The 22,035-nt window shown below is 36.8% G+C and carries 17 protein-coding genes and 1 pseudogene; 12 read left to right on the top strand and 6 right to left on the bottom strand.

Annotated features, from left to right (window positions below; genetic code table 11):
* Nucleotides 1-408 precede the first annotated feature (408 nt).
* The 6 genes from V6256_RS12270 to V6256_RS12295 all read left to right on the top strand — a co-directional run bounded on the left by V6256_RS12270 (nt 409) and on the right by V6256_RS12295 (nt 6,015).
* A complete protein-coding gene (locus V6256_RS12270) occupies nt 409-1,701 on the top strand; it encodes an SIR2 family NAD-dependent protein deacylase (protein ID WP_341598529.1) in 1,293 nt (430 codons plus the stop codon).
* Between the two features lie 569 nt (nt 1,702-2,270).
* A complete protein-coding gene (locus V6256_RS12275; protein ID WP_341598512.1) occupies nt 2,271-2,684 on the top strand; it encodes a hypothetical protein in 414 nt (137 codons plus the stop codon).
* A 317-nt stretch (nt 2,685-3,001) separates the two neighbouring features.
* Nucleotides 3,002-3,436, top strand: a complete 435-nt coding sequence (locus V6256_RS12280) for a hypothetical protein (protein WP_341598513.1) — start codon at nt 3,002-3,004, stop codon at nt 3,434-3,436.
* Nucleotides 3,437-3,525: 89 nt separating this feature from the next.
* Nucleotides 3,526-3,981 carry a hypothetical protein gene (locus tag V6256_RS12285; protein ID WP_341598514.1) on the top strand — a complete coding sequence of 152 codons (456 nt, stop codon included), beginning with the start codon at nt 3,526-3,528 and terminating at the stop codon, nt 3,979-3,981.
* A 92-nt stretch (nt 3,982-4,073) separates the two neighbouring features.
* Nucleotides 4,074-4,667 (top strand): hypothetical protein, encoded by a 594-nt coding sequence (locus V6256_RS12290; RefSeq protein ID WP_341598515.1) that lies wholly within the window; start codon nt 4,074-4,076, stop codon nt 4,665-4,667.
* 316 nt (nt 4,668-4,983) lie between these two features.
* Entirely contained in the window at nt 4,984-6,015 is a 1,032-nt protein-coding gene (locus V6256_RS12295; RefSeq protein WP_341598516.1) for a type II asparaginase, read from the top strand.
* A gap of 346 nt (nt 6,016-6,361) precedes the next feature.
* Here V6256_RS12295 and V6256_RS12300 read toward each other — a convergent pair whose 3' ends face one another.
* Nucleotides 6,362-7,129, bottom strand: a complete 768-nt coding sequence (locus tag V6256_RS12300) for a hypothetical protein (protein ID WP_341598517.1) — start codon at nt 7,127-7,129, stop codon at nt 6,362-6,364.
* A gap of 995 nt (nt 7,130-8,124) precedes the next feature.
* Here V6256_RS12300 and V6256_RS12305 point away from each other — a divergent pair.
* The 5 genes from V6256_RS12305 (at nt 8,125) to copI (ending at nt 15,479) form a co-directional block, all read left to right on the top strand.
* The gene (locus tag V6256_RS12305) at nt 8,125-8,556 is read left to right on the top strand and encodes a hypothetical protein (RefSeq protein WP_341598518.1); all 432 of its coding nucleotides are present in this window, start codon (nt 8,125-8,127) and stop codon (nt 8,554-8,556) included.
* A gap of 90 nt (nt 8,557-8,646) precedes the next feature.
* Nucleotides 8,647-10,029 (top strand): TolC family protein, encoded by a 1,383-nt coding sequence (locus V6256_RS12310; RefSeq protein WP_341598519.1) that lies wholly within the window; start codon nt 8,647-8,649, stop codon nt 10,027-10,029.
* 8 nt (nt 10,030-10,037) lie between these two features.
* Nucleotides 10,038-11,747 carry a copper-binding protein gene (locus V6256_RS12315; protein WP_341598520.1) on the top strand — a complete coding sequence of 570 codons (1,710 nt, stop codon included), beginning with the start codon at nt 10,038-10,040 and terminating at the stop codon, nt 11,745-11,747.
* Complete coding sequence (locus V6256_RS12320; protein ID WP_341598521.1) at nt 11,744-14,869, top strand: efflux RND transporter permease subunit; 3,126 nt, start codon at nt 11,744-11,746, stop codon at nt 14,867-14,869. The genes V6256_RS12315 and V6256_RS12320 overlap by 4 nt, the downstream gene beginning before the upstream one ends.
* Before the next feature lie 58 nt (nt 14,870-14,927).
* Complete coding sequence (copI, locus tag V6256_RS12325) at nt 14,928-15,479, top strand: copper-resistant cuproprotein CopI (protein WP_424141064.1); 552 nt, start codon at nt 14,928-14,930, stop codon at nt 15,477-15,479.
* A gap of 852 nt (nt 15,480-16,331) precedes the next feature.
* On the opposite strand, the gene V6256_RS12330 is transcribed toward copI, so the two are convergent.
* From V6256_RS12330 to V6256_RS12350, 5 genes are read right to left on the bottom strand one after another with little or no spacing between them, the layout of a single operon-like run.
* Nucleotides 16,332-17,882 (bottom strand): cryptochrome/photolyase family protein, encoded by a 1,551-nt coding sequence (locus V6256_RS12330; RefSeq protein ID WP_341598523.1) that lies wholly within the window; start codon nt 17,880-17,882, stop codon nt 16,332-16,334.
* A gap of 20 nt (nt 17,883-17,902) precedes the next feature.
* Complete coding sequence (locus V6256_RS12335) at nt 17,903-18,049, bottom strand: DUF2256 domain-containing protein (protein WP_341598524.1); 147 nt, start codon at nt 18,047-18,049, stop codon at nt 17,903-17,905.
* A gap of 1 nt (nt 18,050) precedes the next feature.
* Nucleotides 18,051-18,851: an FAD-binding domain-containing protein gene (locus V6256_RS12340; RefSeq protein ID WP_341598525.1), complete on the bottom strand. Its 801-nt coding sequence runs from the start codon at nt 18,849-18,851 to the stop codon at nt 18,051-18,053.
* A gap of 43 nt (nt 18,852-18,894) precedes the next feature.
* The gene (locus V6256_RS12345) at nt 18,895-19,572 is read right to left on the bottom strand and encodes a deoxyribodipyrimidine photo-lyase (RefSeq protein WP_341598526.1); all 678 of its coding nucleotides are present in this window, start codon (nt 19,570-19,572) and stop codon (nt 18,895-18,897) included.
* Nucleotides 19,573-19,575: 3 nt separating this feature from the next.
* Nucleotides 19,576-20,934 carry a DASH family cryptochrome gene (locus V6256_RS12350; protein ID WP_341598527.1) on the bottom strand — a complete coding sequence of 453 codons (1,359 nt, stop codon included), beginning with the start codon at nt 20,932-20,934 and terminating at the stop codon, nt 19,576-19,578.
* Between the two features lie 257 nt (nt 20,935-21,191).
* Here V6256_RS12350 and V6256_RS12355 point away from each other — a divergent pair.
* A pseudogene (locus tag V6256_RS12355) lies at nt 21,192-21,860 on the top strand (transposase); the annotation flags it as partial.
* Between the last annotated feature and the right edge of the window lie 175 nt (nt 21,861-22,035).

Genomic DNA, 22,035 nt, shown 5'->3' on the forward strand with positions numbered 1-22,035 from the left:
ATCCATGTGGCGAACTGAGCTAGCAACGGCATCCATGCCTTAGCTTGCTAAAGGCAGCCATTGATTCAGAAAAACTCAACGGGGGGGGGGATTGACCTAGCCGCAATGTGTAACGTTATTTTTTATATTGTTAACATTCTGACGTCTCGTTCATAATATAGAGAAGTTAAGGAATAATTTACATTAAGCCAGGGGCTAAGCCCTTAAATCACAATAATCCAGCCTGATTAACCTCATATACCTCTTTACAACTCAAATTAATCAATCATTTATTGAAAATCCGAATTATCTATTGGAATCTCAACTAAATATGAATTAATGTTTATTTTATTTTAAATAATCGGGCTGAATTTGAGAAATTCTACAGCCTCGTTATAACAATTTATAAGGAGGTCACATTTGAGTGAAATGTTTGAAATAGCTTACGCAGCAGCATCAAATAGAATTTGTTTTTTTACGGGAACTGGTTTTTCAAAAGCAGTATCTAATGGTGATGCTCCTAGCTGGCAAGGTTTGTTACAAGAACTTGTTGATTTTTTACCTAACAGTAAAGAATTAAAAGAGGCACTCTTTCCTGAAAAGGGGGAGAACCCTCTAACTTTAGAAGAAAGTGCTCAAGTTATTGCAATCGAGCTTTCTAGTGTTGGAATGGATATTCATACTGAAGTGGCTCGTCTAATTGGAAAAGTAAGGGTATCTGGGGATATTGGAGCTATAAAAGAGTTTACGTCAAAACGAGCTTTTCGAGCTATCACAACGAATTATGATAAGTTATTAGAGGTACTTACAAGTGAATCTGACTGTCATTCAATAGCCCCCGGCTTGCCAATTCCTCGATCTTTGTCAAGAACTAAAGTCTATCACGTCCATGGCTCTATTGATTCACCGAGTAATATGGTCATTACATCAGATGACTACTTCAAATTTTTAAATGGAGAGTCGTATTTTTCTAGAAAGCTAAGTACTGTTTTACATGAAAATACAGTCGTTATACTTGGTTACTCCCTTGGAGATACGAACTTAAAGGCAATAATCAGTGATTATAAGGGGTTTTCTAGAAACCATGTCGTTAGCTCAAATATTTTTTTAGTCTCTCGTTTACCAGTGGTACAGCAAGTTAAAGATTATTATTCGCATTGCTATGGGATAAGAGTTCTAGATAATCTTGATGTTATTGATTTCTTTAAATTGTTAAATGCAAAATTACCAGAAGCTGAGAAATGCATTGAAACGTCTGTAAATAACATAAAAAAAGTTATTTTAGAAAATCATTTATATAAGAAAGAATTTTTAGCAGTACAAAACTCTTTCTATGAGGTTATATCTTCAATTGGAGCTGCTGGTTTTAGTGTTAAGAATGAGAGAGTTGTGGAGGCATTAGGTAAAATAATTGAGTTTAAAACAGAATTAACGCATGAAAATAACGCTTGGGATCAGTATGTCCATTTAGCAAATTGGCTAATATATTTAGCAAGTATATTAGATGTAAAAGGTTCTTCTATGGAAGATATTTACTTAATTTCAGTAAAACGTTCAATGGAAACAATGAGTTGTGAATTGCGAATAGGCTATTCATGGCATGCTTATAATGCATGGAGTGTTGGCTGGTCAAATATTACCCCTGGAAATAGAAGCCTTATTAAGCAGTACATAGAAGCAAATTCAGGTTATGAAGACGCTTTAAAAATTGTCAAAATGTAGTGGTGAAAGGTCGTGGACACCCATTAATTGGAAGGTCATAAAATCAATTGGTGAAAGGTCGTGGACACCCATTAATTGGAAGGTCATAAAATCAATTACAACTTAAAGTCGATGGGTGTCCAGCTTTATTTTTATTTTCTAATCCATTCATTTTAAACGTACCGTTTCGGACGTGCAAAGGGCTCGCAGAGCTTAGCCCGCCCATATAACTATGCTGCCATCTTGTTTGGCTTTACTAAAATACCTTAATGAATTAGGAAAGGTCAACGTAGGAGTCGTAGTCGCTGTATTTGTTTATCATTCCAACTTCACACGATCATTACTTCATTTTTACTTTTAACATTGCATTTTTTAATTGATTCCGTATTTCTGTTGTTAATACGGAATAATTCTATCTATCCACATGACTAATTTTTTATTTTTTATGTAACATATTGTTTTTGTGCTTCAAAAGCGTATATTTTTACAAATATAAAATATTCCGTATATCCACCATAAATATGGAATTATTCTGTTTAATATGCTTTTATTGTTACTTCACGTTTTATTATACAAAAGGTATTATCAAAATGACTTGTACCAAAAATTATAAAGCCAATCTTACTGCTATAAAGAAACCTATCATTGTTATTGTGTTTTTTTTGGTTTTTGGGTATTTATCTCTTTGGTTAAAATCCTATTCTAATCTCTCTGAGGCATCTTTCATGGTGCTAATAACATTATCTACAATTTTGAGCATACTACTACCAAACATGAACCAGCTGAAATCTTTTTCCATTGCTAAAGGTGAGCTTGTGTTGCAAGAGATCAAAGAAACGGAAACGTCAGTTAAAGCCTTAGCAGAAGCAACTCTTAATGTTATGAAAGTTGCAGATGAAAAATACTTCGAATTGGGTGGCGATGATTACAAAGATATAGATAAACGTTTCAAAGAATCTATATCAAAATTAGAGACACTCACAAGCACCAAAAGAGTTGGTTAGGTTTCGCTACGCGACACATTATAACCCACTTTTTTAGTCCGCTTAACGCGGCGTTAAATTGCTAATGGAATTTTAAGTATCCGTAAGATTTTAGTCACTGATCGATCAGTAGGAGAATTCTGCTCTACATTTGATTCAGAAATAACTGTGATTGCTAAATTACTTGATCAAAGTAATTATGCTCTGAACACTATTTTCATGAGCCTGAAAAACAAAAGTCTAAATGGGTGCTGCAATTCACGTTTATGGCGATCGAGTCTTTTGCTACAGCAACAAGGCTTTTGATTGAAGGGCATATTAACGCATCGGGAAATACCATGAGAATTTCCTATGAGTCACTTTGTTTAGCAATACTTCTTAGCATAAAGAATAATGTAATAATTGATAGAGGAAAAAAAGCAAAACAGATTAATTTTTACAAGGCTTATGAGCAAGGGAAAAATAACGAAAAGGCTTATAAAGCAATTGATAATGTAATATCAAATGCTGACATTTTAGGTTTAATAGAGGGGCGTGAGTGGCTTAAAGAAGCAAAGAATTTTTATAATGGTTATAGCCACGCCTCAATAATGACAATGGGGGCCCTAATGTTACCTTCGGGTAAGTCAATTATTGTTGGTGATTTCTATAAAGAGAAATTAGACCTATATGAAGACCATCTAAAATTTATTATTAGGTATGCAAATCAGCGACCAAAACTTATTGAACAAATCGCTTTACGTAATTTAACAAGCGCTTTAAAACGAAACTAAAACAGTTGGTTAGGTTTCGCTTCGTTACACATTATAACCAACAATTTTACTCCGTTTAAGCGGGCGTTAAATGACATAAGGAGTTATCTATGAAACCAAAATTTTGGAAGTTATCACAAAGCCCTGACTATTTTAGTTTTGAGGAGTTATCTAGTTCAATTGAGAACAAACTAGTTTATGTACATTCAAAAACAAAAGCCAAAGGAGGATCATCGGAAACGCAAGGTGATAAATTTATTGGTGCTAATGTTGGTGACTATTTTTACCTAACTCATGGCAACACTGGTATATATCTTCTGGGGCAACTAACAGGGTCTGCAAATATTTTTTCTTCAATGGGTAAAGGTTGGGTTGATCGGCCTTTTAGAGTGATTAGAACCGCAAAACCTAATAGTCGGTATATTGGTGCTAAAAAATGGTGGGCTCCTAACGAAAACTCAACTTTTACATCAGTAAAAGGCTCTGAATTAGCGATGTTTGAAGAACATATATTACAGCCATATTTCAACATTCAACTTTCTGACTATGGTGTAAAAGCCATTTAACAAGAGTTTTCAAGCCGGAAAACTTAGCGCTGGCCATCGCTAATTTTCCACTTAAAACAGCGTTAACTACCATCTATTTTATCGAGGTATCTGTGAAAAATAAAAATTTAATAGAAGTTGTTCTTGATAACAGCGAGGTTGCACTAGATCAGCTAGTCGAATCTGGATGGGTTAAAGATATACCAGTAGTTGGCTCTGCTTTTAAATTAATGTCAGCTAGTAAAGAACTAAAAAACTCCATGTTTAATGCTAAGGTTTCAAAATTTATTGAATCATTAGAAGAAACAGGAGTTACAGATAGAACTGATTTTATAAGTTTTTTTGCTAAAAACTCAGAAGAATCTGTTCGGGTTGGTCAATCGGTAATGCTTACTATTGATAACATGAATGATCTTGAAAAATGCTCAATTCTTTCTAGGTGGTTTGCAGCTTACATACTGGAAAAAATATCACAACAAGAGTTTCGTCGAGGGTGTGATGTAATCGCTAAACTATTTGCCGACGACTTAGCTGATTTTATAAATGATGATTACTCTTACCCTTTGCTTGAGTTGTTAATTGGAACCGATTTAGTAAAAGTTGAAGGTGGGCTAATTGATGATGATGTATCGTCAATTGAAGCTGTAATTTCAGACTTTGGACGCACGTTTAAAGTTGTTCTTAATAGCTCGTTACAAGGTAGTTGATAAGGAAAAGATCGTGGACACCCATTAGTTGGAAGGCCATAAATCAACTACAACTTAAAGTTTATGGGGCCTGATTTATTAGTTTTAACGCACCAGCTTTTCTCTGTACAAGTTTGTTCTCATTAAAAATTTATAAAGCGTAGAGTGGGTACTTTTTGGTGCAATTACTCTCCAAAGCGCACTAAATAAGCTTTAAACTTTTCTCGTTTAACACTTACACCCTTATTTTACTGGCGTTCTTAACGTGGCATGTTTAATGCTAAGTATAAGATACTTAACACATTCTGTGTGGCTTTTAATATATAGGGATAACATTATGCGCAAATTAATTATTGCAGCTGCAATATCATCGGTTTTATCTTTTTCTACTCTCGCAAATACTTTACCTAAGGTTACTATTTTTGGTACTGGTGGAACAATAGCAGGCGAAGCTAAAACTAAAACAGATGTAACTGGATATAAATCTGGCGAGATTGCTGTTTCTACATTAATTGAAGCAGTGCCTTCTATTGTTGATGTTGCCAACGTTGACGGTGTTCAGATAGTTAATACATCAAGTGCCAATATAACATCAGAAATATTGCTGCAAATGGCTAAAAAAGCCAATGAATTACTTAAGAAAGATGTATCGGGCATCATTATTACTCATGGTACAGATACTACAGAGGAAACGGCCTTCTTTATGGATTTGGTTAACCAAACTAATAAACCAATCGTAGTGGTAGGTGCTATGAGACCTGCGACTGCAATTAGTGCAGATGGCCCAATGAATTTATTGAATGCGGTTAAACTTGCTGCTAGTGAAGACTCTGTTGGTAGAGGGGCGATGATTTTATTAAATGATTATATTGGCTCTGCATATTACACAACTAAAACCAATGCGATCTCTTTGGATACATTTAAAGCAAGGGATCAAGGGTTTTTAGGTGCATTTGCAGACGGGGTTGCTCATTTCTATTTTGAGCCTGCCAAGGCGACAGGTAAACCAAACTTTGATGTATCTAAGGTAGATAAGTTACCGCGTGTTGATATTGTATATGGCTATCAAGATATGAAAGTTGATCAAATAAATGCTCTGATTGACGCAGGTGCTAAAGGCTTAGTTATTGCTGGTAGCGGAAACGGATCAATTCCTACAGCGGTAAAAGATAAAGTCACAGAATTAAATAAAGAAGGTTTTCCTGTCGTGTTATCTACAAGAACTGGAGGTGGTTTTGTTACACACAAAGACTATGCAATTGGCTCTGGTACATTAAACCCTCAAAAATCTCGTATTATGTTGATGTTAGCTTTAACTCAAACAAAAGAATTAAGTGAAATTGAGAAGTTTTATAGTACAGATAAATAAAATGATAGGTTTAGATTTATGGGTTAAGTTACTGTAAATATAAACTACTATTTAATAAAGCAATCGTTAGGTTAGTGCTAGCGATTGCTTTTTTTGATTGAAATGTATATGAGGTGTAACCCCATAAATATAGGTTTTAATGTTTTTTCTACATAATTTTCATCCACATATTTTCAGTAACAGCCATTAAAAATAGTGATTTCATAAAATGCCTCTACATAAAAGATAAAGATCGTGTAAAGATCGTGGACACCCATTAATTGAAGATTATAAAATCAATCAATTACAACTTAAAGTCGATGGGTGCCCAGCTTTATTTTTATGAGTAAAGGGAAGATAAATTCATTTAAAGTGAGGTGAGTGCTTCACCATTAATACTGCCTGACAGTAATACCGTTGTCATACTAGTAGTTGATAGAGTAGATGAAGTGACTTTTGTAATTTCTTTTAACATTATGCCATTACCAACACCCGTATATCGAGTGAATAAAGTATTTGATGTAGCACCACTTTGAATTGACTCTATTTGGTGTTCAAATACACAGACATCAAATGTACCACTAGGAATCGTTATTTGTTCTCTTCCTAAATATTTAAAAGATGAATCTAAGGTATAAGTCATGACACCATCTTCAGATGTTTCGGTGACTGTAACTGGAGAATAGTCTATTTTTTCTCCTTCATTTAAATTATAATTTAGTGTTATACCGTTAGGTTCATAGGTTGTTTTGAAGTCATAATCAACCTCTCCTAAGGTAGCAACCGATTGTTCATCTTCGTCATGTTTTAAATATACAGTAGAAGAGCCTTCTGAAATAGTGAGTACATCATTGTAACCATTGTAGCTAACAGGGCCACCGACCATTTCATTGACATCATAACCAAATGAAGCATCACCACTAACTTGATAAGATAAATCAACAAATGAACCAACTTCATGCAACGTTGGATTATAGCATGCTAGCGAGTTGTTATTAGATGAAATGTTATCTGATAAATCTTCATTGCTACTCCCACCTGAAATGTTATCTGATAAATCTTCATTGTTATTTCCATCACTGCCGCACCCAGATAAAACTATTATGGTAGAAAGGGCAAGTAGAGGTACTTTCATATACATATTCCTTTTTGTAATTATTTTGTTGATTTTTGTGACGATATAAATCATTTATTTCCAATAAACTCACCAAGCTGGCAATGCCACAAGCAGGTGTAGACTTCATCCTTAATATAAAGTTCCAAAATATTTTTGATGAATAATATTTTGATGAATAATATTCACTTAAGGTCATAATTTACTGGTTCTTGATTAAAAGAAGATCGTGGACACCCATTAATTGAAGACTATAAAATCAATCAATTACAACTTAAAGTCGATGGGTGCCTAGCTTTATTTTTATGAGTAAAGGAAAGGTAAATTCATTTAAAGTGATGTGGTTGCTTCACCATTGACACTGCCCGACAGTAATACCGTTGTCATACTAGTAGTTGATAGGGTAGATGAAGCGACTTTTGTAATTTCTTTTTACATTGTGCTATTACCAACACCCGTATATCGAGTGCATAAAGTATTTGATGTAACACCACTTTGAATTGACTCTATTTGGTGTTCAAATACATGAGAAATACCAAAGGGTCACATTTTGTTTCTTGTATTTTATAATTATTTCTAAGACAAAACGTGATCTAAAGTGGGTTGGTATAATATTAGAACTCTTTAATCATTATTATCAAATGTTTAGTAATCTTTTAAATTCGGTAACTTTTCATTTAAAAATATTAGAGGTTATCGATCTCATGATTTAATGAATAACTCGCTGTTTGGTTTTTTATACGGTTATCTATGTGAATTGCTATTAAAGTATTACGGGGTTTGAAAGCCCTGCTAGCGACTATTTTTAGCTTCTTTTATGCCTAGACGATCTACTTGTGGAACATCCAAGTGCTACATTTATTGGTAAGGCGGATGAGTATCTAATGGTGGGGGCGGTATAAGCTGAAGTGCATGGGATAGGTCAATGATTGGAAATAAATATTATGTATCGATAAAGCTTTGACAATCCATATTAAGAAATATTATATTGATAGTGATATTTTTATAGGCCATTTATGAAACTCTCTTCCGCACGTAAAATTTGGATCACGTTATTCAGCATCGTTTGTATGTTGACGTCGTCTATTACGTTCGGTTTACCTATGATGGCTATGGATATGTCTCCTACATCTGCTCTGTCTATTACATCAACTACCCACCAGGCTGCACAATGTAACATGCAAAGTATGGATTATAAGTTGCACAGCCAGATGATTAAGCAAGATAACATGGGTAAAGTAAAAGATTGTAATAATTCATCTAACAGTCTACAGGATTGTTGCTCCGATACTTGTGCTGCAGCGCAGTGCATGACTACATTTGTAAGTATTACATTAACAGATAACAATTTATTCAATGTTAAAAGCAACGCTCTGTTGTTTTCTGCAATGATAAATCCAATATTGAACTCTCCTTCAAGCTCACTTTACCGACCTCCTATTTCATAACCTAATACAAACTTAAATTATTTATGCACTTTTTGTGCAGAAATTTATTCGATTTAGATTTTTCTAAATCCTATGTATTGGAATTTTATAATGAAATTAACACACTATTTACTGTCGTTAACAGTAGGTGGCATGGGCCTTATATGTTCATCGCTGACCTTTGCTAACACAGCTGGTTTCTATTCGAAACAACAAGACACACTAAACGATTTAATTAGCATTGCGCTTAATAATGATGCAAACAGACAACAAATTTTCGCGCAATCACAATCCATACGAGAAATGGGCCTCGCAAGCAGTAGCTTAAAAGATCCTAAGCTAAAATTTGGAGTAGGGGGATTACCTGCTGACAGTTTTGCATTTGATCAAGATCCCATGACCAATATTTCAATTGGATTAATGCAAGAATTTGAACGAGGTTCAACACTTAGCCTAAAGAAAAAAAAGTTTGATCAACAAGCAGATAGCGTCGCATTTCAAATTAAAGTACGTGAGCTTGATGTTATAAACAATATGACCAAGTTGTGGTTAGAGTTAGGCTTTCAGCAAAAAGCACATCAGATATTAATAGAAAACAAAAAGTTAATGAGGGAAATGCTGCGCTATATTAAAACCAGCTATTCACTTGGCCAGAGTGAAGTTCATGATTTACTTAATGCTGAAATTCAAATGAGTAAACTGGATGAAAAACTGCAAGCTAATAAACAAATGCAACAACGTACCTCTTCACAACTATCTGAATGGCTGGGTTCGCAATGGTTATCTGAACAGGCTGATTTAGGTGCAACACCAAGATTAACATGGAGCAAGCTTGATCAGTTTTTAGCGAGTACCCAGGGGGACCGGTTTTACAGTTTGTTGAGTACGCATCCATTAAGTGAAATAGCACAGTTACAAATTGAAGCAAACACTACCCAAGTCTCTATTGCTGAAGAAGCTTATACCCCTCAATTTGCAGTTGAAGTCATGTATGGTCACCGCCAATCAGATGGAATGAATGGGCAACCAGCTTCCGATTTAATGAGTGCTTATTTAACCATGGACATCCCATTATTTACCGATAAACGTCAAGACAAATCGTATTCGGCTGCGCAATACCAAGTTGTTGAAGCAAAGTCGAATAAAGCGGTCATTCTTTCTCGAATGAATGCACAAGTTAACGCTCTGCTTGTTGATAAGAATAACTTAGAGCAGCGATTACAGCGTTATAACAACTCATTACTTCCACAAGTAAAAGCAAAAACAAAAGCCGTTGAGCTAGGTTATCAAAACAATACTGCACAATTTGATGAGGTGCTTAATGCATCTTCTGATGAGTTAACGATGGAAATGGAAAAGTGGCGATTGGTAACTGACTTGAATAAAACCAAGAGCAACTTAGCCTTTTTATTAGATGGTTTTGAATATTCTGTTGTTAAACCATCTATTTCATCTCTATCTAATGGCTCTCGCAACAGCCAAGATCTGTTTTAGGAAAAATAATGAAAAAATTTAATATTATCGTATTGGCTTTAATTGGAGCAGTTGTTTTGGGTTTTACGAGTAGTCAATTGATGATGGGCCATAATATGAAAGCTCAAATTAACTCAAGTAATGAAAATAACTCTGGTACACCATTGTATTGGGTTGCTCCGATGGATGCTAATTATAAGCGCGATAAACCAGGGTTATCACCAATGGGGATGGAACTTGTTCCTGTGTATAGTAAGCAAGCTAGCAGCCAAAGCGAGGAAGTTGGTACTGTCACTATTAATCCTTCGGTCGAAAATAACTTAGGTGTAAAAGTTGAAAAAGTGAGCAGAGCGAGTTTATCTCCACGCATCGAGAGAGTTGGGTATATTGCATTTGATCAAAGCCAACTATGGCAAACCAATGTAAGAGTGTCAGGTTGGGTAGATAAATTATATATCAACGCGGTTGGAGAGCGAGTAAAAAAAGGTGATGTTCTATTTACTTTTTATTCTCCAGATCTCGTGAAAGCACAACAAGATCTTATAAATGCATATCAAAGTGGGCGCACAGGTTTAGTAAGGGGAGCAAAAGAAAGGCTAGCCTCATTAGGTGTTGATAGTGAACAAATAAAACACATCATTAAAGAAAGAAAAGCAATACAAAATATTGCCGTTAAAGCCACTTCAGATGGTGTTATTGCATCATTAAGTATCCGTGAAGGTGGTTATATCTCACCAATGCAAGCCATTATAAGTGGAGGACCAATCGATGATGTTTGGGTTGAAGCTGAAGTCTTTGAGCGTCAATCAGAGTGGATCAAAGAAGGTATCGACGCGTCTATGTCATTGGATGCAATTCCAGGTAAAAGATGGGAAGGCAATGTTGATTATGTTTACCCTATTTTAGATCCTGACACCCGTACTTTACGCCTCCGTCTTAAGTTTGAAAATCCAGATTACAAATTAAAACCAAATATGTTTGTGAACATTACTTTGCAACCTAAAAGCGGTGAAGAAGTATTAACTATTCCTCACTCTGCTGTTATTAGGGCAAATGGGATGACACGTGTGGTTTTGTCTGAAGGGGAAGGTAAATATCGTTCTGCTCGTATTACTATTGGTCGTGAGGCGAACGGGCGCATTGAAGTCTTCGCTGGGTTAAATGAACAAAATATCGTCGTTACCTCTGCTCATTTCTTATTAGATTCTGAATCGAGCCAATCAGCAGATCTTTCTAGAGTAAATGGGCTCGATAAACCTAAACAAAGCGTTTGGACTAAAGGTGAGGTGACGGGGGTTATTCATGACCATAACATGCTGACGATCAGCCACCAGCCTATTGATGAATGGAATTGGCCGGGAATGGTGATGGATTTTACTGCCGTTGATTCCCTCAATCTTGATCATATTAAAATAGGGCAAAGTATTGATTTTGAGGTCGAAAAAGCAGAGTCGGGAGGGTATAAAATCCTCGATTTAAAAATCATTAAAGATAAGTTAATTAATGAAGTTTGGTCTACGGGTGAAATTTCTATGTTAATGGCTGATTTTAATATGATCAGTATCTCTCACGAGCCGATTTCTGAATGGCAATGGGAGAAAGGGGAAGTGAATTTTTCTATCACAAATGACATTGATTTAAGCGCATTTAAAGAAGGCCAAAAAGTTAAATTTTTAGTGACACAAAAAGCTGGAGATTACTCACTTAAAAAACTTGAGTTATTTGGGGGTGAGCAATGATAGGTGCCATTATTCGTTGGTCGATCAATAATCGATTCCTAGTATTAGTTGCGACTGTTTTTTTGGTTGCAGCGGGTATTTATAGTGTAAAAAACACGCCTGTTGACGCTTTACCTGATTTATCTGATGTGCAAGTCATCATTAAAACGAGTTACCCTGGTCAAGCACCTCAAGTAGTTGAAGACCAAGTTACTTATCCATTAACGACGGCGATGTTAGCAGTGCCTGGTGCCGAAACCGTAAGAGGATATTCATTTTTTGGAGACTCTTATGTGTATATCATTTTCAATGACAGCACAGATATGTATTGGGCACGCTCTCGCGTACTAGAGTATTTAAGCCAAGTCACACCAAACTTACCAAACGAGGCAAAACCAACTTTGGGGCCTGATGCAACGGGGGTGGGTTGGATATACAGTTATGTACTGCAAGATAAAACCGGTAAACATGACTTATCAGAGTTACGTAGTATTCAGGATTGGTTCTTAAAATATGAATTACAGACCGTAGATGGCGTGTCCGAAATAGCGACGGTTGGTGGCATGGTTAAGCAATATCAAGTGCAAATCGACCCTGCTAAGTTAAGGGCTTATGACCTAACATTACAGCAAATTAATAGGGCAATTAAAAATGGTAACCAAGAAATGGGTGCATCGGTTATTGAAGTTGCTGAAGCTGAACATATGGTGCGCACATCAGGTTATTTAACTAATATTGAGGATATTCAATCATTACCGTTAAAAGTGAATAAAAATGGTACGCCTTTACTACTGGGAGATATTGCTGATATTAATTTAGGCCCACAAATGCGTCGTGGTATTTCTGAGTTAAATGGTGAAGGTGAAGCCGTTGGTGGTGTTGTTGTGATGCGCTTTGGTGAAAATGCGAGCCAAGTTATTGCAAATGTAAAAGATAAATTAAACATTTTACAAAACAGTTTACCTGCCGGTGTTGAAATAGTAGCAACATACGATCGCTCAACACTTATTGATACCGCCGTTGAAAACCTTTGGCATAAGCTTGCAGAGGAATTTATCGTTGTTGCTATTGTTTGCGCACTTTTCCTGTTCCACATTCGTTCATCCATAGTCATTGCGTTAAGTTTACCTGTCGGGATTTTAACAGCTTTTGTAGTAATGCATTGGCAAGATGTTAATGCCAATATCATGTCATTAGGAGGGATTGCCATTGCTATTGGTGCAATGGTGGATGGGGCTATTGTGATGATAGAAAACGTCCATAAACATATAGAAAAAACACCGCTCACCGATAAAAACCGTTGGCAAGTGATTGGCCGTGCCGCTGAAGAAGTTGGCGCACCTTTGTTTTTTTCATTACTGATTATTACGCTCAGTTTTGTGCCCGTTTTTGCGTTAGAAGGGCAAGAAGGCAAAATGTTTTCGCCATTAGCTTTCACTAAAACATTTGCGATGGCAGCATCGGCAGGTTTAGCGATTACATTAGTGCCTGTTTTAATGGGGTACTTTATTCGAGGTAAAGTGATACCGGAGAATAAAAATCCGGTTAATCGCATGTTGGTTGCTTTATATCGCCCGCTATTAAATGTCAGCCTTACATATCCTAAAGTGATTATTTTATGTGCATTGTTATTAATGGCTTCTGCTTATTATCCTATTTCAAAAATAGGCAGTGAGTTTATTCCACCTTTAGATGAAGGTGACTTAATGTATATGCCAACCACCTATCCCGGGATTTCCATTGGAAAAGCAAGAGAGTTATTGCAGCAAACCAATAAGCTAATCAAAACGGTACCTGAGGTTAAAACAGTGTGGGGTAAAGTCGGCCGAGCAGAAACTGCAACGGATCCTGCTCCGCTGTCAATGATTGAAACAACCATTCAATTTAAACCTAAAGACCAATGGCGAGAGGGAGTAACAGCTGAGTCTTTACGTAAAGAATTCGATGCACTGATTCAATTCCCTGGTTTGACTAATGCATGGGTGATGCCAATTAAAACGCGTATTGATATGTTAGCGACAGGCATAAAAACGCCGATAGGTATTAAAATCGCTGGGCCTGATTTGAAGGTGATTGAGAAAATTGGAGCTGATTTAGAGCCTATCTTAAATAATGTGTCCGGGACGGCTTCTGTTTATGCTGAGCGTGTTGCAGGTGGTCGTTATGTCAACATTGATATTAAACGCCTAAGTGCAGCAAGGTATGGTTTAAATATTAATGATGTACAGCGTGTTATTTCCACAGCAATTGGTGGAATGAATGTAGGTGAAACCGTTGAAGGGCTAGAGCGTTATCCTATTAATGTCCGATATCCCCAGAATTATCGAGACTCAGTTGTAAAATTACAAAGCTTGCCTTTAGTGACACCAAGTGGTGCTCGCATTGCTTTAGCTGATGTTGCTGATATCCGCTATGAAGATGGGCCTCCAATGATAAAAACAGAAAATGCACGACCAAATGGTTGGGTTTTTGTTGATATTGATGGCCGAGATTTAGGCTCTTATGTGAAAGATGCACAACAAGTTGTTGCGGAGCAACTTATTTTACCTACTGGGTATTCTTTAGCGTGGTCTGGTCAATATGAATATATGGAACGGGCAAAAGCGCGTTTAAGCGTTGTTGTACCCATTACCATTGCCATCATTATGTTGCTTTTATATCTAAGCTTTAGGCGCATTGGCGAAGTGTTGATTATTATGGCGACTTTACCGCTAGCGATGGTAGGGGGTGTTTGGTTACTGTATCAACTTGGTTTCAATTTTTCTATTGGCGTAGGTGTTGGGTTTATTGCGCTTTCAGGCGTAGCCGTTGAGATTGGAGTGATCATGTTGGTGTATCTTAATCAAGCATGGCATACCAAAAAACTCAATGCACAGGAAAATAAACAATCAATCACACAAAGTGACTTATTAGATGCTATCCGTGAAGGCGCAGGCTTGCGTGTTCGTCCTGTGATGATGACTGTATTAACCGTAATAATTGGCTTAATTCCTATTATGTATGGAACTGGTACAGGATCTGAAGTAATGCAACGTATTGCTGCTCCTATGATCGGTGGTATGACCTCAGCACTATTATTAACTTTACTGATTATCCCTGCCATTTTTAAACTTTGGAAAAGCCAAGAATTAAAGCATTTGTAACTAACGATAACTTAAACAAAAAAAGGAATCACATAATGAAAAAATACTCAGAAAAACCATTACAGCATTAATGGTATCAATACTTTTAAGCGCTCCATTGACAGTTGTAGCAGATCAAACTGATTTTCAAATGGTTCATACAAATATGACAGAAGGAATGATGGATCACTCAAGTATGAAAGGGGTTGGGGTTGGCGATATGGAAATGGACCATAGTAATATGCCTATGTCAGGTATGTCAGATGTTGGTATGCCTGCGACAGGGGCAAAACCAAATAAAATAGTTTATGTGATGTTATCAGATGATATGAAAATCACTTTTAAGAAAGAGGTTAAAATTGAGCCAAATGATATCGTGCAATTTGTCGTGATGAATACAGGTAAAATTGATCATGAATTTATGATCGGTAGTGAAAAAGAACAACTTAAACATCATGCAATGATGGAAAAAATGCAACATGTAAAGGATGAGCCAGGTAATGCAGTCATGGTAAAACCAGGAAAAGCAGAAGAAATTACTTGGCATTTTCATGGAGAAAACAATGTTGAATTTGCGTGTAATATTACAGGGCACTTTGAGGCTGGAATGGTTAAAAAAATAATATTATAAGATTATTATAATTCTCCTCCTTTGCTATAAAGGCGGAGAATTTTATCAACGTAAACTATTAAAGACTTATTTATAATATCTAATTGCCATAACTTTAATTACATCATGGCAATTAGATTAAGTAATGATCTTTTGTTAAAGGTAAGGCTTAAGCTAGTCAATTAATATTTACAAAAGACTATTGACCAGTGTGTTATACCTAGGTTTTAAACTGATTATGAAGCGTAAGAAATTAATAATATTAGTAGGAGAGATTGTTATGAGTTGCTGTAATAAACCCCCAAAAGGTGGAAGTAGCGATATTGGGCTAATGCTGAAGGTGTTTTTAGGACTCTTTGTTGTGATTTTTGTATTAGCTGCTTTATTTGGATAAATTGGCATTTTCATTATTTTAAAAGTTTTGAATGACACATCAACACATAGAAAGAGGTTTGAGTATGTTGATATCTGAAAAGATCGTGGAAAAAGATCGTGGACCCCATTAGTTGGAAGGCTATCAATAACGTAAGATCGTGGACACCCATTAGTTGGAAGGTGATCCATAAGGTCATAACCAACCACAACTAAAAATCGATGGGTATCTGAAAAGATCGTGGACACCCATTAGTTGGAAGGCCATCAATAAGGTCATAACCAATTACAACTTAAAGTCGATGGGTATCCAGTTTTATTCTAATCCGTACATCCATGTATCGAAGAAGCGACTTCACACAACTTACATACCATTGAGCATGATAAAGAGTAGAGGCTATCTATTCAGCGTGAAATTGATTTAATTAAGCAGATTAAACAACAGTGAATTTAAATTTTTTGTTCTTTGGTTAAGGTCGTTGAAATCTAAATACACCTTGTTTATAGCTTATCTAAATTAGATAAAATATTTGCTGCTTTTTCTCTTATAGCGATTTTTTGTTCGCTATTTATTTTATCCCAATTTCGTACTGGGAAGGACATTCTTGGGTTTTTAGAAAATTTATCATAATGCTGATCGATAAAGTTCCAATACAAACTATTAAGCGGACAAGCATCTTCACTGATCTTTTCTTTTACTTTATAACGACAGTTTTTGCAGTAATCACTCATTTTATTAACGTAATTTCCGCTAGCGGCATAAGGTTTGGTCGCAATCCAGCCACCATCTGCGAATAGCGCCATGCTGCGAGTGTTAGGTAATTCCACCCATTCGATAGCATCAATATAAATGCCTAAATACCATTCATCTACTTGAGCAGGTGAGATCCCAGCTAATAGTGAAAAGTTACCTGTGATCATTAATCGTTGAATATGATGCGCATAAGCATGCTCTAAAGATTGCGTAATAGCGCTCTTCAGACATTGCATTTTTGTTTGCCCATCCCAGAAGTATTGAGGGAGATCGTAATTAGCAGATAAGAAATTTTGCTCTGAGTAATCTGGCATGTTGACCCAATACATTCCTCTTACATATTCACGCCAACCGATTATCTGTCTTACAAAACCTTCGATTTGCGGTAAAGTGATCACTCCTTGAGAATGTATGAATGCGTGTAATGCAGTTTGTATCACTTCCAAAGGAGTGATCATTTTACAATTTAAGGAAAAGCTTAAACGAGAGTGGTATAAACTCCATGAATAAGGTGAGTTGACTGTCATTGCATCTTGAAAGTTACCAAAGTTTGGTAATTGATGTTCACAAAAGTAGTTTAATAATTGTAGCGATTGCTGACGATTAATTGGATAGTCAATTTGCTCAGAAGATTCGCCGATCGTATTGATGTTATGATCTTCTATGCGTGTTAAATAACTTTTTGCTGGATTATTAAAGACAAGTGGGCGAGGTATTTGCTTAAGATCTGAAGCATTAAATGATTTACGATTGTTCGAGTCATAATTCCAAGCACCGCCTTGTGGTTTGCCTGCTTCCATCAATATGTCAAAACGCTTACGCATAAAACGGTAAAAGGTTTCCATTCGTACGTGTTTTTTAGGCGTAAAATGCTCTCGCAACTGTTCAAAAGGCAATAAAAAATGTTCGGTATCTTCTTCAAACATGGGTAGGTCTATCTGTTTTGCCATCTGCTGTAGTTGATTGCGTAAACGATATTCATCAGGCTGTTGGTAATAGATTGTTTCGCAGCCATATTTTGCAGCTAACGTCGTCAGTAAGTCTGGTAAGTCAGCATATACCTTTGTGTCATCTAAAGTCAGGTAACAGACATGATGCTCTTGTTCTTTTAGATAAGTTGCAAATGCTTCCATCGCGGCAAAGAAAGCGGTTATTTTCTTAATATGATGTTTTGTATAATCTGCCTCTTGCTTTAACTCTGCAATGACATAAACAACATCATCATCGACATTTTGAAACCAACTATGTAATGGATTGAGTTGGTCACCTAATAATAATCTAAGCTGTTTTGCTTTCATTGTTTTTCCTTACACTTACACTATGTTTGTTCAGTTTTTTTATTACGACGGCAGCGTTCTGAGCAATATCGCACTTGTTCCCAGTTTAGTTGCCACTTTTTACGCCAACTAAATGGCTTGTTGCATGTAAGACAAATCTTACTCGGTAGAAAAGGTTTCTTATGCATCTTATCTTTTACTTTTAGTTGAAGCAGGGCGGCGTTTACGTACATGTTTAGCGACAATACGTTGACCTTCATGTCGCGCGTCATAACGTTTGCGAAAGCCCCACAGTAAGTCTCGAGCAATTTTTCCTGTTTGCTCAATATCGACGATGGGTTCTGGGTAAGTTTCACCCACGGTAAATTGATAAAGTTGTTGCTCCATTGGCGATAATTCCCACGGAGTATGGATTATTTCATTTGGTATCTCAGAGAGTTGCGGTAACCATTCCCTAATGAAATCCCCATCAGGATCTTTTTCCTGTGACTGCTTTACTGGATTATAAACCCGGATTGTATTGGTTCCGGTTACACCAGATTGCATCTGAAATTGTGGATAATGAATACCTGGTTCAAAATCAAGAAACAGTTTAGCCAGGTGTGTAACGCCTAATCGCCAGTCGACTAATAAGTGATGGCATAAAAAGCTGACCAACATTGCTCGCATTCTAAAATTGATATAACCGGTTTTTATTAAACACAGCATGCAAGCATCAACCAGTGGGTAGCCGGTTTGTGCTTTTTTCCATCGCTCAATTCTTGTCTCGACTGTTAACCCACAATGCAGTGCTGGGTACTCAAAATGATGGTAGGCATGGTTGATATGTCGCCATTGCATTTGATGCTCACTTTCAAACTTTTGAATAAAGTGGCAGTGCCAATGAAGTCGTGAAGCTAAACCATCAATGGGCTTTTTCCAACCAAGCTCAGGACGTTTTTGTAAAATAGCCTGATAACATTGTTTTAAGCTAATGTTTCCCCAGGCCAAGTAGGGTGATAAACGTGAACAGCTTTTACGACTGGCTAAGGGTTTAGAAATGTTGAAGTGATAGTGCTTCCCACGGCCACCCAAAAAATGAATTAAGTATCTTGTGCGCCCATTGCTCACCACCCGTTAACATTGATTTATCGTTAATCATCCACTCGCCAGGTAATACCGACTTTGTTAATTCGGTTAGCTGGTGGCTGGGCAATAAATTATGTGTAGACAGCATTGGTACTGTTAATTCATCTTTGAATACTTTGCGCCATTGATTATCCCAGCCTTGTCTATCTTGTTTAGCGCGAATGACAGCACCAGTCTGAGTTTCATACCACGGAACTTGATGTTGTTTACACCACTGTTTAATCTGTTTGTCTCGTTCAAAAGTAACTAATAATCCTGTTTCTTCATGACTGAATAGTTGTTTAATGACGAACTGCTTTTGAATTTCATCTAATGCCGCTTGAGCTTCACCGTAAAAAATATAAACCTGCGCGTTAAATGTAGCGAGTTGTTGGTTTAAATCTTGTATCGATTGCCATACAAAACGCCAATGTCGTAGGTCATAATGTGGATCGTTTATTAAACAAGGTTCAAATACGTAATAAAGCAGCGTAGGGCCTGATTCAACAGCAGAAGCTATTGGCTGGTGGTCGTTCAGCCTTAAATCTCGTTTCAACCAAACTAGATTAATGGCTTTACGATCCGATGTAGGCGCCTTATTCATTATTTATTTCACAGGCCAATCGTCTGCGGAAACAGAGTCTAAAGGTGAATCAGTTTGATGGTTATGATGTCCAGCCCAAGTTGTTTGGTATTCACCATCAGGATCATGTATTTGAGTTTGTTTTTTTAAGTTAAAGTGTCTGCCTCCACGTGGATCAACGCCAACGCCAGCAATGTATTGCCAATTTCCCCAGTTTATCGCGGCATCGTAATCTATCAGGTGTTGCTCAAACCATGCAGCTCCGTACCGCCAATCAATACTTAGTTCATTGACTAAACAACTTGCGACAATTTGTCTGCCTCGATTACTGAGGTAACCTGTTTCGAACAATTCAGTCATACAGGCATTCACCAACGGAAAAGGAGTGCTTGCGGTACACCATTTTTTGAAACGCTCTGGATAGAAAGAGGTTAGTGGTGCAGAAGGTGCTAAGCCTTTAAAGTGATATAACTTATCTTGAACTTTATAATGTAGCCATTGGAAGTATTCGCGCCATAAAATTTCATGGTAGAGACTTTCGGTTGAAGCATTCTTACCATGTAATTGCTCAAACTCATTAATACAGTTCATCACTTGCTTTACTGAAATGAAACCATAATTAATCCATGCAGATAACTTGCTGCTATTATCCCAACCATCAAGCTTATTCCTGACTTCTTTATACCTTGCTGGCGCCAATGATGAGAAATATTGTTGAAGGTGTTCAAACCCTGCTTGCTCACCGCCAGTAAATTCATAGCCTCGCTGTTGGTGTTGGTTTTCAGTGTCTTCTAGTATTATTTTTTTGGTGACTCCCTCATTCCAATAGTCATGGCATTCAGCTATCGGTTGACTAAATTGAGGTGGTAAATGATAGGTTGCTGTTGCTGGACTGTTAGCAGTGATATCTGCAACTACTTTCCTAAATTTTGAGTAACTTGCAGGTAGTTCCGCTAAGGAAAAGGGCAACATTTTTTCTGTGAACAGCGTGAACTGTTGAACTTGGTGTAAATTTAACTGAGGTTTTTTGTGTTGTATGTTTGAGATGATGTCACGTTCATAGGCCCCTGGTCGTTTGGTTACAACTAAATCTGTAATATCGAACTGATCGCATATTGCATTCAAGGTATTGACGGTATTACCGTTAATAATGTGAAGTTGTTGGCCAAGTTTATGTAAGCTTTTATTAAGTGCTTGTAGACCTTGCAACAGAAAATTAAAACGCTTCTTACCTAATGGAATAGCTTGTTGTTGATTAATCTTAAACCATTCTGGGTCGATCACAGCAACACATATTAGCTGCTCACTTTGGCTCGCTAGTTCAAGTGCTAAATTATCACTAATTCGTAGGTCTTTAGTAACCCAATATAATGTACGTTGCATTGAAATCATCCCATAAATACTAATTTCATACGAACAATTAGTATATCGAGATCAATTATGAGTATTTATACAGATGACACTAACGTGGTTAGTGATGGGAATAATGCGGAGAAGATCGAGTGACGGAGAAGATCGAGGACATCCATAAATTTTGACGATTCATAATTAGAGATCGAGGACACCCATAAACTTTGACGTATCATCATTACTCTTCTATCTTTTAGTTATGTAGTTTTACATGTTAAGAGGTAGTTGTTATGACGCAGTCACGCCAATCTCAGGTATCGTTATCTGATACACCTTACTATCATTGTATTTCCCGTTGTGTTCGTCGAGCTTATTTGTGCGGTGAGGATATATACGCAGAAAAGTCCTTTGAACATCGACGCCAGTGGGTCATTGAGCGTATGCATTATCTGGCGTCTATTTTTAGTATCGATATTTGCGCCTATGCAATCATGTCTAATCACTATCACTTAGTGCTACATGTTGATGAACAACTTAATAATCAGCTAACTAATGAAGAGGTGTGTGAGCGGTGGTGCCAATTATATTCTAAACCAGTTTTGATTGAGCGGTGGTTGAGTGAACAAATAAGCTCTGTAGCAGAAACTAACGCTGCGTTAGTGGTTATTAATGGATGGCGAGAGCGACTAGTCGATATTTCTTGGTTTATGCGCTGCTTAAATGAATTTATAGCGCGTAAAGCGAATAAAGAAGATGAATGCACTGGGCGATTTTGGGAAGGGCGTTTTAAGTCTCAAGCTTTATTAGATGAAGATGCGTTAGTCACGTGCATGGCATATGTTGATTTAAATCCCATCCGTGCCAAAATGCATGACTCTGTAGAAAGCTCTGAGTATACATCAGCTTACGAACGTATACATGGTGCAAGTAGAGATCGAGGACACCCATTAACTTTGACGATTCATCATTACTCTCCTATCTTTTAGTAATGTAGTTTTACATGTTAAGGGGTAGTTGCTATGACGCAATCACGTCAATCTCAAGTATCGTTATCTGATACACCTTATTATCACTGTATCTCTCGTTGTGTTTGTCGAGCTTATTTATGTGGGGAAGATAAATACACAGAAAAGT

This window comes from Psychromonas aquatilis (assembly GCF_038155185.1).
Taxonomy (GTDB): Bacteria; Pseudomonadota; Gammaproteobacteria; order Enterobacterales; family Psychromonadaceae; genus Psychromonas; species Psychromonas aquatilis.

Coding starts and splice junctions, on each gene's coding strand:
- V6256_RS12270 (WP_341598529.1), top strand. CDS start 409: ATGTTTGAAATAGCTTACGCAGCAGCATCAAATAGAATTTGTTTTTTT.
- V6256_RS12275 (WP_341598512.1), top strand. CDS start 2,271: ATGACTTGTACCAAAAATTATAAAGCCAATCTTACTGCTATAAAGAAA.
- V6256_RS12280 (WP_341598513.1), top strand. CDS start 3,002: ATGAGAATTTCCTATGAGTCACTTTGTTTAGCAATACTTCTTAGCATA.
- V6256_RS12285 (WP_341598514.1), top strand. CDS start 3,526: ATGAAACCAAAATTTTGGAAGTTATCACAAAGCCCTGACTATTTTAGT.
- V6256_RS12295 (WP_341598516.1), top strand. CDS start 4,984: ATGCGCAAATTAATTATTGCAGCTGCAATATCATCGGTTTTATCTTTT.
- V6256_RS12300 (WP_341598517.1), bottom strand. CDS start 7,129: ATGAAAGTACCTCTACTTGCCCTTTCTACCATAATAGTTTTATCTGGG.
- V6256_RS12305 (WP_341598518.1), top strand. CDS start 8,125: ATGAAACTCTCTTCCGCACGTAAAATTTGGATCACGTTATTCAGCATC.
- V6256_RS12310 (WP_341598519.1), top strand. CDS start 8,647: ATGAAATTAACACACTATTTACTGTCGTTAACAGTAGGTGGCATGGGC.
- V6256_RS12315 (WP_341598520.1), top strand. CDS start 10,038: ATGAAAAAATTTAATATTATCGTATTGGCTTTAATTGGAGCAGTTGTT.
- V6256_RS12320 (WP_341598521.1), top strand. CDS start 11,744: ATGATAGGTGCCATTATTCGTTGGTCGATCAATAATCGATTCCTAGTA.
- V6256_RS12330 (WP_341598523.1), bottom strand. CDS start 17,882: ATGAAAGCAAAACAGCTTAGATTATTATTAGGTGACCAACTCAATCCA.
- V6256_RS12335 (WP_341598524.1), bottom strand. CDS start 18,049: ATGCATAAGAAACCTTTTCTACCGAGTAAGATTTGTCTTACATGCAAC.
- V6256_RS12345 (WP_341598526.1), bottom strand. CDS start 19,572: ATGAATAAGGCGCCTACATCGGATCGTAAAGCCATTAATCTAGTTTGG.
- V6256_RS12350 (WP_341598527.1), bottom strand. CDS start 20,934: ATGCAACGTACATTATATTGGGTTACTAAAGACCTACGAATTAGTGAT.